15 protein-coding genes are annotated in these 16,811 nt (G+C 57.8%); 9 read left to right on the forward strand and 6 right to left on the reverse strand.

Annotation, left to right across the window (positions count from 1 at the left end):
• Positions 1-24: 24 nt before the first annotated feature.
• Positions 25-630 carry a hypothetical protein gene (locus ABD920_RS12855; protein ID WP_345159551.1) on the reverse strand — a complete coding sequence of 202 codons (606 nt, stop codon included), beginning with the start codon at positions 628-630 and terminating at the stop codon, positions 25-27.
• 89 nt (positions 631-719) lie between these two features.
• On the opposite strand from ABD920_RS12855, the gene ABD920_RS12860 reads away from it, so the two are divergent.
• From ABD920_RS12860 to ABD920_RS12870, 3 genes are all read left to right on the forward strand, one after another.
• Entirely contained in the window at positions 720-1,307 is a 588-nt protein-coding gene (locus tag ABD920_RS12860; protein ID WP_345159552.1) for a uracil-DNA glycosylase family protein, read from the forward strand.
• 51 nt (positions 1,308-1,358) lie between these two features.
• A complete protein-coding gene (locus ABD920_RS12865; RefSeq protein WP_345159554.1) occupies positions 1,359-2,507 on the forward strand; it encodes a methionine aminotransferase in 1,149 nt (382 codons plus the stop codon).
• Positions 2,508-2,624: 117 nt separating this feature from the next.
• Positions 2,625-3,398: an amidohydrolase gene (locus tag ABD920_RS12870; protein ID WP_345159555.1), complete on the forward strand. Its 774-nt coding sequence runs from the start codon at positions 2,625-2,627 to the stop codon at positions 3,396-3,398.
• A 69-nt stretch (positions 3,399-3,467) separates the two neighbouring features.
• On the opposite strand, the gene ABD920_RS12875 is transcribed toward ABD920_RS12870, so the two are convergent.
• Both ABD920_RS12875 and ABD920_RS12880 read right to left on the reverse strand, forming a co-directional pair.
• Positions 3,468-3,860, reverse strand: a complete 393-nt coding sequence (locus tag ABD920_RS12875) for a hypothetical protein (RefSeq protein ID WP_345159557.1) — start codon at positions 3,858-3,860, stop codon at positions 3,468-3,470.
• Positions 3,860-6,052: a T9SS type A sorting domain-containing protein gene (locus ABD920_RS12880; protein WP_345159559.1), complete on the reverse strand. Its 2,193-nt coding sequence runs from the start codon at positions 6,050-6,052 to the stop codon at positions 3,860-3,862. The genes ABD920_RS12875 and ABD920_RS12880 overlap by 1 nt, the downstream gene beginning before the upstream one ends.
• Before the next feature lie 213 nt (positions 6,053-6,265).
• On the opposite strand from ABD920_RS12880, the gene ABD920_RS12885 reads away from it, so the two are divergent.
• A complete protein-coding gene (locus ABD920_RS12885; RefSeq protein ID WP_345159561.1) occupies positions 6,266-7,552 on the forward strand; it encodes a UDP-N-acetylmuramoyl-tripeptide--D-alanyl-D-alanine ligase in 1,287 nt (428 codons plus the stop codon).
• Between the two features lie 313 nt (positions 7,553-7,865).
• Here the strand turns inward: ABD920_RS12885 and rfbC are convergent, their stop codons facing one another.
• Entirely contained in the window at positions 7,866-8,408 is a 543-nt protein-coding gene (gene rfbC, locus ABD920_RS12890) for a dTDP-4-dehydrorhamnose 3,5-epimerase (RefSeq protein WP_345159563.1), read from the reverse strand.
• Between the two features lie 149 nt (positions 8,409-8,557).
• A complete protein-coding gene (locus ABD920_RS12895) occupies positions 8,558-9,667 on the reverse strand; it encodes a glycosyltransferase family 4 protein (RefSeq protein ID WP_345159565.1) in 1,110 nt (369 codons plus the stop codon).
• A 137-nt stretch (positions 9,668-9,804) separates the two neighbouring features.
• On the opposite strand from ABD920_RS12895, the gene ABD920_RS12900 reads away from it, so the two are divergent.
• From ABD920_RS12900 to ABD920_RS12910, 3 genes are all read left to right on the forward strand, one after another.
• Positions 9,805-10,533, forward strand: a complete 729-nt coding sequence (locus ABD920_RS12900; protein WP_345159567.1) for a SirB2 family protein — start codon at positions 9,805-9,807, stop codon at positions 10,531-10,533.
• Complete coding sequence (gene hflX / locus ABD920_RS12905; protein WP_345159568.1) at positions 10,533-11,720, forward strand: GTPase HflX; 1,188 nt, start codon at positions 10,533-10,535, stop codon at positions 11,718-11,720. Before ABD920_RS12900 ends, hflX begins: the two co-directional genes overlap by 1 nt.
• A gap of 90 nt (positions 11,721-11,810) precedes the next feature.
• Positions 11,811-12,947, forward strand: coding sequence for a DNA-methyltransferase (locus ABD920_RS12910; protein WP_345159570.1), 1,137 nt, complete (start codon positions 11,811-11,813; stop codon positions 12,945-12,947).
• On the opposite strand, the gene ABD920_RS12915 is transcribed toward ABD920_RS12910, so the two are convergent.
• Positions 12,934-13,707 (reverse strand): hypothetical protein, encoded by a 774-nt coding sequence (locus tag ABD920_RS12915; RefSeq protein WP_345159571.1) that lies wholly within the window; start codon positions 13,705-13,707, stop codon positions 12,934-12,936. The two genes, ABD920_RS12910 and ABD920_RS12915, sit on opposite strands and share 14 nt — an antisense overlap.
• Before the next feature lie 372 nt (positions 13,708-14,079).
• On the opposite strand from ABD920_RS12915, the gene ABD920_RS12920 reads away from it, so the two are divergent.
• Together ABD920_RS12920 and ppk1 are read left to right on the forward strand one after the other, a co-directional pair.
• A complete protein-coding gene (locus ABD920_RS12920) occupies positions 14,080-14,556 on the forward strand; it encodes a SixA phosphatase family protein (RefSeq protein WP_345159573.1) in 477 nt (158 codons plus the stop codon).
• A 51-nt stretch (positions 14,557-14,607) separates the two neighbouring features.
• The gene (ppk1, locus tag ABD920_RS12925; RefSeq protein ID WP_345159575.1) at positions 14,608-16,707 is read left to right on the forward strand and encodes a polyphosphate kinase 1; all 2,100 of its coding nucleotides are present in this window, start codon (positions 14,608-14,610) and stop codon (positions 16,705-16,707) included.
• The last annotated feature ends 104 nt before the right edge of the window (positions 16,708-16,811 follow it).

Genomic DNA, 16,811 nt, shown 5'->3' on the forward strand with positions numbered 1-16,811 from the left:
GCTTTCGCTGTTTTGGGAGGCTCCTTAGAACCGTTTCCGCAGCCCGATGCCGAACGAGACAAGCTCCGGAATTCCCGGCACCAGGTTCACCGACAGGTCTGTTCTTCCCTTCAGCCTGTAGTTATACTCCAGTTCGCCGGCGTACCAGTAAAACTTGTACTGCCATTCACCGTGGCGCTTAAAGTATCCGTCGTCCACGTATGCGTCATTCTCGTTCCAGTCGCGCCGGTACACTAGCGTGGGGCCAATGCCGCCGTTAAGCGAATGCCTGCCCTTGCGAAAGATAAGGCCCCGCCAGCCTATATGGGTAAAGCCCGCCAGTTTGGCGGCACAATCGGCATACAGGCCCTGCTCTACTCGCACGCTGATCACGTCACGCACCACGAACCGGTCATACCCCACAATGGCCCCATAGTTAAACGTGATGTACCCTTTATCATCTAGGCGGTTAGGGAACATCTCCGGGTAAGGGCTCTCCCTCAGGTGCACCGATACCCCAAACAGTTTAGCGGTGACCGCATTTTTATAGATAGCCGGCTCCTGTGCCTGTGCCGGCGAGGGCGGCAGGCAAAGCAGGAGAATGCACAACAGCGCCTGCAGCAGCCGGGGTATATCAACATGCGGAAGCATCCCCCTTCTTTACTAAATTTCAGCACTGAAGTTTCTGAAAAGCGCTGGCGCTGTCCTGTTACCGCTATACTTTGTATCTTTGCCGCACCATGTCGGTTTTAGAAGATTTACTGCAGCAGGTCAGGGCCTGCCGCCTCTGCGAAGAGCACCTGCCGCTGGGCCCGCGCCCTGTGCTGCACGCCGGAGCCACCGCCAGGCTGCTGATTGTGGGGCAGGCGCCCGGCACCAAAGTGCACGCCAGCGGCATTCCCTGGGACGACCAGAGCGGCAAGCGGCTGCGGCAGTGGCTCGGACTGGAGCCAGGCGCGTTTTACGATGCCTCGCAGATTGCCATCGTGCCGATGGGCTTCTGCTACCCGGGCAAAGGCAAAAGCGGCGACCTGCCCCCGCGCCCGGAGTGCGCCCAGCACTGGCACCGGCAACTCCTGGGCCTGCTGCCGGATATACAGCTCACGCTGCTTGTCGGGAAGTACGCGCAGGACCACTTTCTGGGGAGCGCTGCCAGGCCCACGCTCACCGAAACAGTCGCCAGCTGGCATGCCTACCTACCACAGTATATGCCCCTGCCGCACCCCTCACCCCGTAACCAGTTCTGGCTCCGGCGCAACCCGTGGTTCGAGGCGGATGCAGTGCCGACGCTGCAGCACCTGGTGCAGCAGCTGGTGTCAAAAACCTAATACAGAGATTCCCGTTGCAAATTAGTATGCTTTGAACAAGCCATTCACCTCATGATCAACTACCCCTCCAGCAAGCTGCCGGATATAGGCACGAGCATTTTCACGGTAATGTCGGCTTTGGCCAACGCGCACAAGGCGATTAACCTGTCCCAGGGTTTCCCGGACTTCAACTGCCCTGCGCCCCTGATCGAGCTGGTGCATGCCTATATGCTCCAGGGCTTTAACCAGTATGCGCCCATGGCCGGTGTGCCGAAGCTGCGTGAGAACATCAGCCTTAAAACAGAAAAGCTGTATGGCTACCTGCCCGATGCGGATACGGAGGTGACGGTAACGTCCGGGGCAACAGAGGCCCTGAACGCTGCCATCACCGCGGTGGTGAAAACCGGGGATGAGGTGTTGCTGCTGGAGCCCTGCTACGATTCCTACGCGCCCGTTATCCGGTTGTGCGGCGGTGTGCCGGTGTATGTGCCGTTGGCGCTGCCGGATTTTAGTGTGGACTGGGACCTGGTGAAACGCCGCATCTCTACCCGCACGCGCCTTATTCTCATCAACACGCCCCACAACCCGACTGGCGCCGTGATGACGAAGCAGGATATGGACATGCTGGCGAACCTGCTGGAGGGTACCGACACCCTGGTGATCAGCGACGAGGTATATGAGCACATGGTGTTCGACGGGCAGCAGCACTACAGCGCCCTGCAGCACCCGCAACTCCGCAAACGCAGCATCGTGATCTCCTCGTTCGGAAAGACATACCATACCACCGGCTGGAAAATCGGCTATGCCGTGGCGCCGGCCCCGCTTACCGCCGAGCTGCGCAAGATGCACCAGTTCATCACCTTCAGCACGCCCACGCCCCTCCAGATGGCCCTCGCCGACTTCCTGGAAGAGGAGGCGCATTACCTGCAGCTGCCGGATTTTTACCAGGCCAAGCGCGACTTCTTCCTGGAGCAGATGAAAGGCTCCAGGTTTGAATTGATTCCCTCGGCAGGCACGTATTTTCAACTGGCGAAGTACAATAATATCTCGGACGAGTATGATCTGGACTTCGCAAAACGCATGACGAAGGAAACGGGCGTCGCCGCTATACCCGTGTCTGCTTTCTACCACGACAAGACCGACCACAAGTACCTGCGTTTCTGCTTTGCCAAAGGAGAGGAAACCTTGCAGGCTGCTGCTGAAAAGCTGGTTCGGTTATGAATTATATATAACCATGCCTGCGGCACAGCAGACGCATCTCTGCTGAATAAGCTGTACAGACAATTTAGCCTGGGCTCATCTCAGGAAACCATCAACGAAAACGAACAACAATCAAAAATGGACTTACGCGTCACCATCGTTCAGACACCGCTGCACTGGCAGGACAGGGAAGCCAACTGCGCCGTGTTTTCGGAGAAGCTGGCGGCCGCCGCGCCGCAGACAGACCTAGTCGTGCTGCCCGAGATGTTCACAACCGGCTTTAGCATGGAGGCCGCCGCACTGGCAGAGGAAGCAGCAGGACCGACGCTGGACTGGATGCGGCGGGAAGCGCAGCAGCACCAGGCGGTGATAACCGGCAGCGTGATGGTGAAGGAGCAGCAACAGTATTTTAACCGCTTGTATTGGGTGCGCCCCGATGGCAGCTATGCCATATACGACAAGCGCCACCTTTTCCGGATGGCGAAAGAGCACCACACCTACACCGCTGGCAAAGAGCACTTGCTGGTGGAGCTGAAAAGCTGGAACATATGCCCCCTGGTGTGCTACGACCTGCGTTTCCCGGTGTGGAGCCGCAATGTAGCCAGCAGGTACGACCTGCTACTCTATGTAGCAAACTGGCCGCAGGCCCGCAGCCTGGCCTGGCGCACCCTGCTGCAGGCGCGCGCCATCGAGAATATAAGTTATGTGGTTGGCGTGAACCGCGTCGGCACCGACGGCAACAACCATCCTTACTCCGGCGACTCCGCAATCATCCACCCCAAAGGCTACCACCTCCTTGACACCAGCCAGGCGGAAGGCATCCATACCCTCACACTTAGCAAGCGCGAACTGTCTGATTTTAGGGAGGCTTTCCCGGCACATAGAGATGCAGATGGGTTTCAGCTGTTTTAATGTGAGAGCGGAAGTTGTTTATATCAGGTTAAACTGCGGCTCCTGATTCAGGAATGGGGGCTGCAATGGCTAAGCCTCTTTATATAGGAACTGCCTCACCTCTCCCAGCGCGTTTTCCTCTTCTATTTGTGCAAACTGTACCTGCGGGCGCGCCTGCAGCATGCGCAGGAGGCGCGGGTGTTCGCCTTCCAGTAAAATCAAGCTGTTTCCCGGGCTTTGAAAAAGCTCCTCCAGAAGCGGCAGTATGGCACCGATGCCTGTAACGGCAGCATCGGCTTTTATATATACCACGGCCTTCTCGCTTTCGCGGAGCAGGCGCAGGGCGTAGTGCAGCACCAACTCACCCGAGGTTGCGTCGATGTCAAGCACTGCCACCGCCGGATGCTGTTGCTGCACCTGCTCCGGCAGCGCCTTCCGGTAAGCAACGGCAGCCGTCAGGTCCAGGTAAAGAAATGCCTCCATCACCTCACCACGAATTTTGACGAGACATGCTTCCCGCTTTCGGAAGTGGCCCGGATGATATACATGCCCGCCCGCAGGTGCTGTAGCGGCACTGCATGGCTGCGGCTGTAGCCGCCGGGGGTGCGGTACACCCGTCTGCCGATGGCATCATATACCTGCAAGGCAACCGGCTCCGAGGCTTTTACCTGCACGCCCTCTGCGGCGCTTCTGTCAGCGGGGTTGGGGTACACCTCCAGGGCCAGGCCAGCATCGGGCGTGGTCGGCGCTTCGCTGTTGCCACTTACCTGTTCCAGCATATATAACCCGCCGCCCTGCGTGCCGATGAGGAGGTACAGCGTGTTCTCTCCGCCCAGCGGTGCCGCAGTAATGCTCAGGCCCTTGCCGAAGCGTGTCGCCTGAAGCCCCTCCAGCAGCTCGTTCTCCAGCAACTCGGTTTCAGCGGTTAAATCATTGTTACCCTGTAAGGTGGCCGTAAGGTTACGGTACACGCGCAACGTGCCGCTCTCGTCAGTCGTGAGCAAATCAGGGGCGCCGTCGCCGTCCAGGTCTGCGGTGGCTGGATGCAGGAAGCGGCGGGTAAAATCCTGCCCAAGGCTGTCGAGAGGGGTGCTTTCTTCTGTGTAGGCAGGCGCGGCCTGGCTTCCTGTATTACGGAAAAACACGAGGCTTCCGTCGCTCCTGCCCAGCAGCAGGTCCAGTCTGCCGTCTGCGTCTGCATCCACAAAAGCAGGCGAGGCATTCTCCGGGATAGCCTGCACCAACCGCGCTTCCTCAAAATCATATTGCGCAGCCTGGCCTTTGGCGGCTTTGTTCGGGATATAACTGATGCGGCTGGTGTTAGCCTGTGCCGTTTTATAGCTGAGCACCAAATCAGAGGCACCGTCTCCGTTCAGATCGGCAAAAGCGGGTTTCATGTTGAAAAGCAGTTTCTGCTGCAGGCCCAGGTAATCATTTGTCACCAGCTCGAAGGCGGGTGCCGAGGCAGTGCCGGTGTTGCGATACAGATGGAGCGCGGCACTGTGGGTTCCGCCCCGGGCAGCGGCGGCATTGCCGATCAGCATGTCAAGGTCGCCGTCGCCGTCCAGGTCGCCAAAAGCAGGAAAGGCCCCCTCGCCCACATCCACCGTCTGCCCCTGCAGGAAATCGTTCTGCACAAACTGGAAATCAGGCTGATCAACTGCCCCCGCGTTCCAGTACAGCCATGTGGAATGCTCCAGGTCAATAGCCGTCAGGCGATGGCTTGCCTGCGGGGCCACCAGCATATCTGGCATGCCATCGAAGGTGACGTCCTCATAGTAAGCCGCCGGGAAAATGGGAAAGGAGGCCGGTTGCGCCGCCGGGAAAGCGGGCGAGAAGCCCCGCATCTCGGCGTTTTCGGAAGTGCCCTCGTTTTCCATCAGCACCAGGTTCTCACACTGTACACCGCTCATCACCAGGTCCTTGTCGCCGTCAGCGTCCGTATCCAACAGCAACAGCGCAGAGCCGTCGTGGCCTGTGTGCTGCGGCGCCGCCACACGGCAGAAGGCCCCGAACACAAAGTTGTCGCAGCCGTCGCACTCGGTGATGCCGCCCCACCAGTTCGTCTGCTGCTCGAACCGCAGGGTGCCGCACGCCAGGCCCAGCTCTGCCTGCTGGTTACGGTAAAGCTCCAGCGTAAGCCCCCTGGAAAACTCCGAAATCAGGATATCCAGGTCACCGTCGCCGTCTGCGTCGGCAATAGCGGGGATGTCAGCGCTCTGCATCTGCATGTTTATCCTGTTGTCCTTGTAGAAAAGCGCTTCTTCGGCCAGCGAGAATTTCAGCTGGCCCGCCATATCCGTCTCCTGCTTATAGACCTTCAGGCCAAGCGGACTGCTGGTAAAGATGTCCTTCAGGCCATCGCAGTTATAGTCGCGCAGCAGCACCCAGTTCTCCAGCTCAGCCGGGAAAAACACCTCGTAGGCAGGCGCGTACTGCCAATGCCACTGCCCGTTCTTTTGCACGGCCAGCCACGTGTACGCCTTCCGCAGCTGCCTGTCGAAAATAAAAAGATCCTCCTGCCCGTCCCGGTTCAGGTCGATGGTGGAGAACTGCGGGGTGTTGAGGCCGCCGCTCCAGGGAGTGGCGAGCTGCCTGCCCGACACAGCCACAGGCACATCGTGCCGGAAGCGGAACTGCAGCGGCTCCTGCTCCTGGGCTATGGCCAGTGCCATAGAGCAAAGCGTAAAGCATATAAGAATCAGGTACTTCTTCATGGGGAGGAGGCGGTTGGCGTCTGTCTGCCCGCTGCTTTATTTCGGCAGCGGCGCTGGCGGGTGCTATCGCTTTTAAGGTTTTGAATGTATATTGCCACAGCGGAAGACTGTTGCTACCACGAACGGGACAGCAGCCCGGAACGCATTAATAACGCTAAAAATACGGATTTCATGCAGAACAGCATTGCCTTTATATATCAAAAGTACCTGGAGTGCCGCCATGTGAGCACCGACTCCCGGGCGGCGCAGGACCAGAGCCTGTTCTTCGCCCTGAACGGCCCCAGTTTCAAAGGAGCGAAGTTCGCTCTGCCCGCCCTGGAGAAAGGAGCGAAATATGCCGTGGTGGATGACCCTGCCCTGGCGGCGGAAAACGTTTTTGTGGTGGAGGACACCCTGCAGACGCTGCAGGAGCTGGCACGCCACCACCGCCGCCAGTTGAGCATTCCGGTGATCGGCATTACGGGCTCTAACGGCAAAACCACCTCCAAGGAGCTGGTGCATGCGGTGCTAAGCCGGAAGTTTAACACGCTCTACACGCAGGGCAACCTGAACAACCACATCGGGGTGCCGCTCACGCTGCTGCGCATCAAACCCGAACATGAGATGGCCATCATTGAGATGGGCGCCAACCATATAGGTGAGATTGAATTGCTCTGCAGCATCGCCCTGCCCACGCATGGCCTGATCACCAACATTGGCAAGGCGCACCTTGAGGGTTTCGGAAGCCTGGAGGGAGTGGCGCGCGGCAAGAGCGAGCTGTATGTGCACCTGCTTCAGTCCGGCGGCACCGTATTCCTGAACACTGGGAACGAGCACCTGGTGCGCATGAGCCGACGCATCGAAGACAAGATCACATACCCCGCCCCCGGCGACTACTACCACAGCGAACTGCTGGAGGCATCGCCCTACGTGGTATATAAAGACGAGGAAGGCAACGTGGTGCAGACGCAGCTGGTGGGCAGCTACAACTACGAGAACATGGCGGCGGCGGCCTGCATCGGCAAGTATTTCGGCGTGCCGTTGCAGCAGGCCAATGAGGCCATCGCCGGCTACAGCCCCGTCAACAACCGCTCGCAGGTACTGCAGAAAGGCACCAACACCATCATCCTGGACGCCTACAACGCCAACCCCACTTCGATGGCCGCCGCCGTGCGCAACTTCGGCACGATGAAAGCGCCGCGCAAAGTCGTGATTCTGGGGGATATGTTTGAGATGGGTGCTGAGAGCGAGGCCGAGCACCGGGCGCTGGGGGAGGCGGTAGCTGCGCAACCGTTCGACACAGTGCTGCTCTGCGGCAAAGACATGCGCTATGCCGCAGCGGCGAAAGGCAGCTTCCTGCACTTCGAAACAAAGGCGGAGCTACAGCAATGGCTGCAGGAGCACCCGGTTACCGACAGTTATGTCCTCGTGAAAGGCTCCCGCGGCATGGGCCTGGAAACGCTCGTGGAGGTGCTGTAGCCTCAGAGGCTTTGTCACAAAGGCTGCGAAGAGAATGAGCATAAAACAGAAGCCGAAGGACCTACCCAGGTATATATAAACGAGGCTCTTCGGCTTCAATCTTTAGCGTTTTCTCCTCGCTGCCGTTTCGCAGCCGTTGTTGGTGTTGCAGCCGGTGTTGGTGTTCTCACCAACAACTTTTTTGCCGGTCTAAAGCCACAGCAAAGGCGGATTATACTTTTGCCCATAGAACCTCAAAACGCAGGGCCTGAGCATATATGCTCAGGCCCTGCGTTTTTTTAATATGCCTCTGATTTATATATGCGTCCTGCCCCTAAAAGGGAGAGACAAAATTCCGCAGCAGCGGCAGCACCTCATCTTTCGGCGACACCAGCGGCGCGGCGATGCCCCAGTCGATGCCCAGCGCGGGGTCGTTCCAGAGAATGCCCCCTTCGGAAGGCTGGTTGTAAAAGTCGGTGCATTTGTAGAGGAAGGTCGTGTTGTCCTCCAGGGCTACAAAACCGTGGGCAAAGCCTTCGGGTATATAAAACAGGTTGTGCTTCTCGGCGTCCAGCACACAGGATACATGCTGCCCGAAGGTCGGGGAGTTTTTGCGCAGGTCTACGGCCACGTCCAATGCCTTGCCCGAGGTTACCCGCACCAGTTTGCCCTGTGCGTGCGGCGGCTTCTGGAAATGCAGCCCGCGCAGCACGCCCTCCTTCGACACCGACTGGTTGTCCTGCACAAAGTTTGGCTGCATGCCAAACGGCTCGAACCACTTCAGGCTGAAGGTTTCTAAAAAATAGCCCCGCTCATCCCTGAAAACGCGCGGCAAAAACTCTATCAGGCCCTCGATGTGGAAAATTCTATGTTCCATTTTATTTCACTTATTCTTTAAAAGCTGTTTATATATACCCTTAGCAAAACTTTGCCTTTGTTGAAAGCCTTCTTCATTCTGAATGACTGAGCTTTGAATAGCAAGGTTTTTTTCCTGTCCAGTAACTCAAAACCCGGTCTTCAAATTCCCTACAAACCGGTTACTTCCTTTATGGCCTGCAGGTACTTCCGGATTACGATGCGGTCGTCGAAGCGAGTGACTGCCAACTGACGGCTGGCCTTCCCCATGCGCTCCAACTCCTCGTCCGGCAACTGCAGCATCTGCGTCATTTTATTCGCCAGATCCTCCGCGCTGCGTACGCGGCAAAGGTAGCCGTTAACGCCTTGCTGCACCACCTCGCGGCAGCCCGGCACGTTGGTCGCGATCAGGGGCTTGGCCATGGCCGCCGCCTCCAGCAGCGTGCGGGGCGTGCCTTCGCGGTAAGAGGGCAGCACCACGCAGTCGGCGTTGCGCACCACGGCGGCCACCTCATCGGTGGTGCCCAGATACTCGATCACACCGGTTGCCAGCCACTCCTCCAGTTGCCGCCGCTTCACTCCGGATCGGCTCCGCTCGTCCACCTGCCCCAGCAACTGGCACTTTACCCCGGGGCATTTCTCCTGTACCTGTTTGCTGGCCTTCACAAACTCCGCCACGCCTTTGTCATAGAGCACGCGCGCCACCATCAGGAACACGAACGGCTCGTGCCGCTTGTACGCCGCTGCCGGCACAAACTCCTGCAGGTTTATGCCGGAGCCCGGCAGCACCTCCGTGATGCCCGTGCGCACGAGGTTGTTGCGCAGGAAAAGCCTGCGGTCGTCCTGGTTCTGGAAAAACACCTTCGCCGGGTACCGGAAAGCAAATTTATACAGGCGCAGGGCGATCCTGGATATATAGTCGCTGGTGATGAACACGGTGCCCAGGCCGGACACGTTGTTGATGGCGGGAATGCCGGCCCAGTGGGCGGCCACGGCCCCATAGATGTTCGGCTTGATGGTGTAATGCAGCACCACGTCCGGCTTCACCTGTTTATATTTCTGATAGAGGCGCCAGGTGAGCTGCAGGTCCTCGAACGGGTTGGTCCCCTGCTCCATCCGCACCGCTACAAACCTGCACCCTGCCGCTACGAGCCGCCCCGAGTACGCATCCTCGGGTGCCATGGCCACCACTTCGTGCCCCTCTGCCAGAAGCGCCTTTATCAGGCTCATGCGGAAGTTATATATATTCCAGGATGTATTGATGACGAGGGCTATCCGCATAAAGGGCAAATCAGCTCGGGAGCAGAATCGGGCTATGGCTAAAAAGTCGTAAGTTAGCCATTTTAGCAGAAGCATCAGAAAATTTAAAGTAAATTGCAGCAAATCTGCATCAACCCTAAAACCAAAATCATATCCCTATGCCTCCTATCGCATTCCTGCATACCCATGTTCTGGTAGTCGTGCTTTTCCTGATCCTGTTTGCCATAAAGGCGGTGCTGCTGCTGCTGAACAAGCGCGCGGCCCTGGACAAGATGAGAAGCAAGACAAAGGTGCTGGACATGATCTTCGGCACGCTGATCCTGCTGACGGGGGGCTACCTGCTGTTCCTATACAACGGCGGCATCCCCACCTGGCTGATTATCAAAGTCGTGCTGGTGCTGGTGGCCATCCCACTGGGTATCGTGGGCATCAAGCGCGAAAACAAGGTACTGACGGTGCTGGCGCTATTCATCTTCCTCTACGTGTACGGCGTGGCAGAGACCAAGAGCCTGGCCATGGACAAGGACGGCGCCTCGGCCGGTAACTCCGCCACGGCCACACCCGAGGCAGATGCCGCGGAGACCGGCGACGCGGGCCTGAGCCAGTCGGAGAGCGCGCAGGAGGGCATCGTGGCCTCTATGAGTGAGGCGCAACTGGCGAACGCCAAGTCCATATATGACCAGCTGTGCGCCAACTGCCACGGCGCGGACGGAGCGAAGGGAACGGCCGGCGCTGCTAATTTAACCGGCAGCAATTTGAGCCTAAACGACAGAATTAACGTTATTGAGGAGGGCCGCGGCCTGATGCCCGGCTTCGGAGAACAACTGACGGAGCAGGAGACAGAGGCGCTGGCAGCTTATACCATCACGCTGAAAAAGACTAATTAATGGGGAAACAGCATTTCTACGAGACCGCAAAGCCACAGGAAACCGCTGTGCTGGTGTCCGTACCTAACTACCGCCAAACCGATGCGCAGACCAACGAGTACCTCGATGAGCTTGCCTTTCTGACCGAGACGGCGGGCGCCGCTACCTTAAAGCGCTTTGTGCAGAAGCTCGACAAACCCGATATCCGCACCTTTGTGGGGACCGGTAAACTGGAAGAGATCAGGGCCTATGTGAAAGAGCACGACGTGGACATGGTGATCTTCGACGATGACCTGAGTGCCTCGCAGGTGCGCAACATCGAGCGCGAGCTGCAGGTGAAGATCGTGGACCGCAGCCTGTTGATACTCGATATTTTTGCGCTGCGCGCCAAAACCGCCCAGGCGCACGCCCAGGTGGAGATGGCGCAGTACCAGTACCTGCTGCCCCGCCTCACCAACCTCTGGACGCACCTTTCCAAGCAAAAAGGCGGTATCGGAATGAAAGGACCGGGTGAAACCGAGATCGAGACGGACCGCCGTATCGTGCGCGATAAGATTGCCTTGCTGCGCGACCGCCTGAAGAAATTCGAGAAGCAGAACTTTGAGCAGCGCAAAGCCCGCTCGGGCATCGTGCGCGTGGCGCTGGTGGGGTATACCAACGTGGGCAAATCCACGCTGATGAACCTGCTCTCCAAATCAGAGGTGTTTGCCGAGAACAAGCTGTTTGCCACCGTAGACGCCACCGTGCGGAAGGTCGTGCTGGAGAGCGTCCCGTTCCTGCTTTCCGACACCGTCGGGTTTATCCGGAAGCTCCCGACCAAGCTGATCGAGTCCTTTAAATCCACGCTGGATGAGATACGCGAGGCCGACCTGCTGGTGCACGTGGTGGATGTGTCGCACCCCTCGTTTGAGGACCACATCGCCGTGGTGAACGAGACGCTGAAAGACATCAATTCTGCGGAGAAGCCGGTGCTGCTGGTGTTCAACAAAGTAGACCTTTACCTCCAGCAGCGGGAGCAGGAAATGGCCGAGGATGGTGCCGAAGTGCGCCCGTCTATCGAGGACCTGAAGGCAACCTATATGGCGAAAATGCACGCCCCTGCCCTGTTTATATCCGCCACAAACAAAATCAACATCGATGAGCTGCGCGATGAGCTGCAACGCCGGGTAGCAGAACTCCATTACCAGCGCTACCCAAACAACGTCTAATCGCCGCGCTTTCTGTGTTCCGCTCCACCTGCCGCCGTATAAATCATATACAAAGGCAGGCGGGGCGGAACCGGACGCGCCCCTATACCCATGACAACCCAACACCGCCTTATACTGGGCGCCGCCCAAAAGATGGATGCCCTGGCCAGCGCCTCCGTTGATCTTGTCGTTACGTCCCCACCCTACCCCATGATTGAGATGTGGGATGGGATAATGGCGCAGCAAAGTAATGACATCGCGGCTGCCCTGGCGGATATGAGAGGCGAAGAGGCCTTCGAGCTGATGCACCTGGAACTGGACAAGGTATGGCGCGAAGTGGAGCGGGTCCTGCGACCGGGCGGCTTTGCCTGCATCAACATCGGCGACGCCACCCGCACCCTCGGCGGGAAGTTCGCGCTTTACCCGAACCACGCGCGCATCATTTCCACTTTTCTGCAACTGGGCCTGGCCAACCTGCCCAACATATTGTGGCGCAAGCAGACCAACGCCCCCAACAAGTTTATGGGTTCAGGCATGCTGCCGGCGGGCGCCTATGTCACGCTGGAGCACGAGTGGATCCTGATCTTCCGGAAGGGCGGCAAGCGGGTGTTTAAATCGGCAGAGGAAAAACAGCTGCGCAACCAGAGCGCTTTTTTCTGGGAGGAGCGGAATTGCTGGTTCTCGGACCTGTGGGATCTGAAGGGCACAAAGCAGGGCATCAAAAACGCAGAAACGAGGGCGCGCAGCGCGGCTTACCCGTTTGAAGTGCCATACCGGCTCATCAGCATGTACTCAGTGAAGGGAGACACCGTGCTGGACCCATTCTTAGGAACCGGAACCACCACCGTGGCCGCGCTCGCGGCCGAGCGCAACAGCGTAGGATATGAAATAGACGGCGCTTTTGCCAGCATCATCAGCGGCAATATCCTGGACCAGGATGTGGCGCAGCTAAACGCCTATACCCGCAACCGGGTGGTGCAGCACAGGGAGTTTATCCGGAACCGGCTCGCAGACCCAAAAAAGGACGCAATCAAACATTACAACGAAAGCTTCGGCCTGCCCGTGATCACTTCACAGGAGCGAGGCATGCGCTTCTCGTTCGTCAACGCCATCCGCCGCAGCGAAGAGGAGGAACTGCTGTTCCAGGCGCAATACACCCCCGCCGGCAGCGCAGACTTCAGTGAGGAGCGCCCGGCTCCCGCCCCTGAAAAGAAAGGCAAAAGCAAGCAGGCGGTTATAGGTTTTTAAGCACCTCGGTGTTGAGGATGTTTCCTTTATAATCTGAAATGATGTCGTAAACGGGTGCCCCGAAGCGGGCTTTGTACAGTTGGTTTTTCCGGCTGTTGGCCTGCCGGGCATTCAGCAGGTAGGTGGCATTGCCGGTATAGGACCTGGGCTTTACCTGCAGCGCATAGCGCAACATCCCGCCCTCATAGGCCTCGTAATCCACCGCATAGCTATGGTCTATCACGCCTTCCACTTTGCGGAACTCCACCTGCGGATAGAGCGCCTGTAGCGTCTTGACGGTATTGCGCTCCCGGATGATCACGCCGTTCCAGGTTTCGCATATAACCCGGAAACGTACGCACTCCACGCACTCATCCACCGTCAGGCCATACCCATTCCCCTTCACATGGCTATATAGTATCTCCCCCTTTTCGTGCAGCCTATCCCGCGTTCTGCCGAACTGCGTATTCAGGTTTTTGAGGTTCCAGTTGAGACCGCGGACATAGTTCCTGTCCCTTTTGATGAGCAATGTATCCTGCAGGGCGGCCTGTGTGGCCTCATCCCAGCGCGAGATGATCACCTCCCTCTCCTCACCGCTGCGGTAATAAAAAGCCTCCCACTCCTCCTTTTCAGAGAAAGGCTTAAGTTCGATGAGCGTGGTAACGTAGCCCACCGACCAGGGGTCGTTCAGCATCAGTTCGTTCCATACGCTGTTCGTAGACCTGAACTTCGCCGCATCAAGCGCCAAAGCATACTCTGTTTCCGTGACCATTGAAATCATGATAATCTTTACTTTTAATAAGAGCCGCCCGCCCTGTTATATATACCTGCAGACCTACTGCCTCGTTACTTTAACACAAGCTTCACGCACTATATGTTTTTAAATGTACTATATAAATGTTTATAAGTTTAATAGCAAACACAAACCTTGATTTAATTTTTGGCAATAATCATACCTATATATGAGACTTATTATATAACAACGGCCTGCCTCCGGTGTCCGTGCAGGCGCTGGCACCGGAGGCGGGCGAAGCCGCGCCCGGCAGGGCACAACCATTTGCCAATAGTTGGAGTAAGTAGCAATGCCCCCACTGTCGCTTTTAAGGCAGCCGGCACGTATGCTAGAGAACAGAATATGAAGACGCTATATATAATGAGGCACGCCAAATCGAGCTGGGAGTTTGAGGAACTCAGCGACCACGACCGTCCGCTTAACAAGCGCGGCCGCAGCGACGCACCGCTCATCGGCCAGGAGCTGGCTGCCCGCGGCGTTCAGCCCAACCTGATCATTTCAAGCCCAGCCGTCCGGGCGCTCACCACCGCCACGCTCGTGGGCAAGGAGATCGGCTACGAGCCCGACGACATTGCCGTGGACGAGCGCATGTACGGCGCCGGCAAAGAAGACCTGCTGGAGGTGGTGAAGAACGTGCCCGACGATGTGGCTTTCCTGATGATGGTGGGCCATAACGAGGCCATCACCGAGTTTGCAAACCTGCTGACTCCGGAGCACGTGGCCAGCCTGCCCACCGCGGGTGTCGTGGCACTGGAGTTTAAGTGCAGCAGCTGGAAGGACATCAGCAAGAAGAATGCCTCCATGCTTTTTTATGACTTCCCGAAGAACTATAAATAACATTGCGGCCTGCGACCCTTCACACAGGGGAGGCGGCTGAAAGAAAACCACATGCAAGAAGACAACGATAACACAGCCACGACCCCTTATCCCCTGATCGACAGGGAGCTGAGCTGGCTGGCTTTTAACTACAGAGTACTGCAGGAGGCAAAGGATCCGCGCGTGCCCCTGCTGGAGCGCGTAAAGTTTATGGCCATTTTCTCGTCTAACCTCGACGAGTATTTCAAGGTGCGCGTGGCGACCCTCAAGCGCCTGATCAAACTAAAGGAAAAAACACGCAGGAAACTGCAAAAGGACCCGTCCGACACGTTTGGGCAGGTAATGCAGGAGGTAAAGCGCCAGCAGGAGGAGTTCGGGGAGGTATTCCGGGAGGGGATCCTGAAGGGCCTCCGCGAGCACGACATCCACCTGTTGACGGAGCACGACCTGAACCCGGCCCAGCAGGAGTGGGTACAGGCGTATTTTGATGAGGTACTGGAGCCCCTGCTGCTGCCTATCATCCTCGACGAAACAGAGACACACCTCTTCCTGAAAGACCAGACCGTATACCTCGGTATAAAGATGTGGGGGCCGAAGACGGAGGAGGATTGCAAGCCGGAGCGCTACGCGATGCTGGAAATCCCTACCAAAAAGCACGGCAGCCGCTTTGTGAAGCTGCCAACGGAGGGCAACCAGCGCTACGTGATGTTCATCGACGACGTGATCCGCTTCTGCCTGCCCCTGATGTTCGATAAGTACAAGCAGTTTGACGCCCACGCTGTGAAGGTGTCGCGTGATGCCGAACTGGATATCGAGGAGGAAGTGTCGGGCAACCTGATGGCCAAGATCCGCAAGAGCCTGAAGAAGCGCGAAACCGGCTACCCGGCCCGCCTGCTCTACGACCCGGAAACACCGCAGGACCTGCTGGACATGATGATGGCGCACACCGGCATCACTGAAGACGAGCTGGTGGATGGCAGCAAATACCACAACTTCCGCGATTTCTTCCAGTTCCCGGACTTCGACCTGCCGGCGCTCAAGTACCAGCCGCAGCCCACGCTGGTACACCCGCTCCTGGAGCAGGAGCCAAGCATGCTGGCCGCCATGCAGAAACAGGACTACCTCGTGCACTACCCGTACCAATCGTTCGACTACGTGCTGCGCCTGTTTAACGAGGCCGCCGAGGACCCCAAGGTGACGGCCATGAGCGCCACCCTGTACCGCGTGGCCGACAAATCGGCCATTGCCAAGGCACTGGCCAAAGCCGCTAAAAACGGGAAGCTGGTGACGGTGGTGGTGGAACTGAAGGCGCGCTTTGATGAGGAGTCGAATATATTCTGGGCCGGCAAGCTGCAGAAGGCGGGCGCAAACGTAATTTTCGGCGCCGCCGAACTGAAAGTACACTCCAAGCTGGGCCTGATTACCCGCAACGAGGGCGGCAGGCTGGTGAGTTACGCGTACCTGAGCACCGGAAATTACAACGAGGACACCTCCACCATATATGCCGACCACGCGCTCTTCACTTCTGACAGCCGCCTCACCAAAGACGTGGAGCAGGTATTCAATTTCCTGATTGACGGCCAGCCCGACAAGGAAATCCAGCACCTGCTGATGGCACCCCTGAACATGCGGGAGAAGTTCGTGCGCCTCATCGACCGGGAAATCAGGCATGCGAAGAAAGGCCAGCCCGCCCGGATGATCCTGAAGATGAATGCCCTGCAGGACGAGCGCATGATCAAAAAGCTATATGCCGCCAGCCAGGCCGGGGTGCAGATAGAGCTGCTGGTGCGGGGCATCTGCTGCCTGGTGCCGGGCGTGGAGGGCGTGAGCGAGAACATCCGGTTGCGCAGCATCGTGGACCGCTACCTGGAGCACGCCCGGGTCTACATCTTCCATAACAACGGGGACGAAGAGTACTACGTGGCCTCGGCCGACTGGATGACGCGCAACCTGAACCGGCGTGTGGAGGTGGCTTTCCCGCTGCTGCAGCCGGACCTGGTACAGCAACTGCGCACCATCATCGACCTGCAGCTGGCCGACGACAACAAAGCCCGTGACGTGGACAACAGCTATATACCGGCTTCCCCCCCTACCGACGTGCGCTCGCAATACGCGACCTACGACTACCTGCGCAGCCTGGTGCCTGAGGGCATGGACCCTGTCCGGGAGTAAGCACAGCCGGAACTCAAACCCTATATATAAAAGCGGGGGAGATATATAAAAGCGGGGGAGATATATAAAAGCGGGGGAGATATATAAAAGCGGGGGAGATATAT

The organism is Pontibacter saemangeumensis, assembly GCF_039541895.1.
GTDB classification, from domain to species: domain Bacteria; phylum Bacteroidota; class Bacteroidia; order Cytophagales; family Hymenobacteraceae; genus Pontibacter; species Pontibacter saemangeumensis.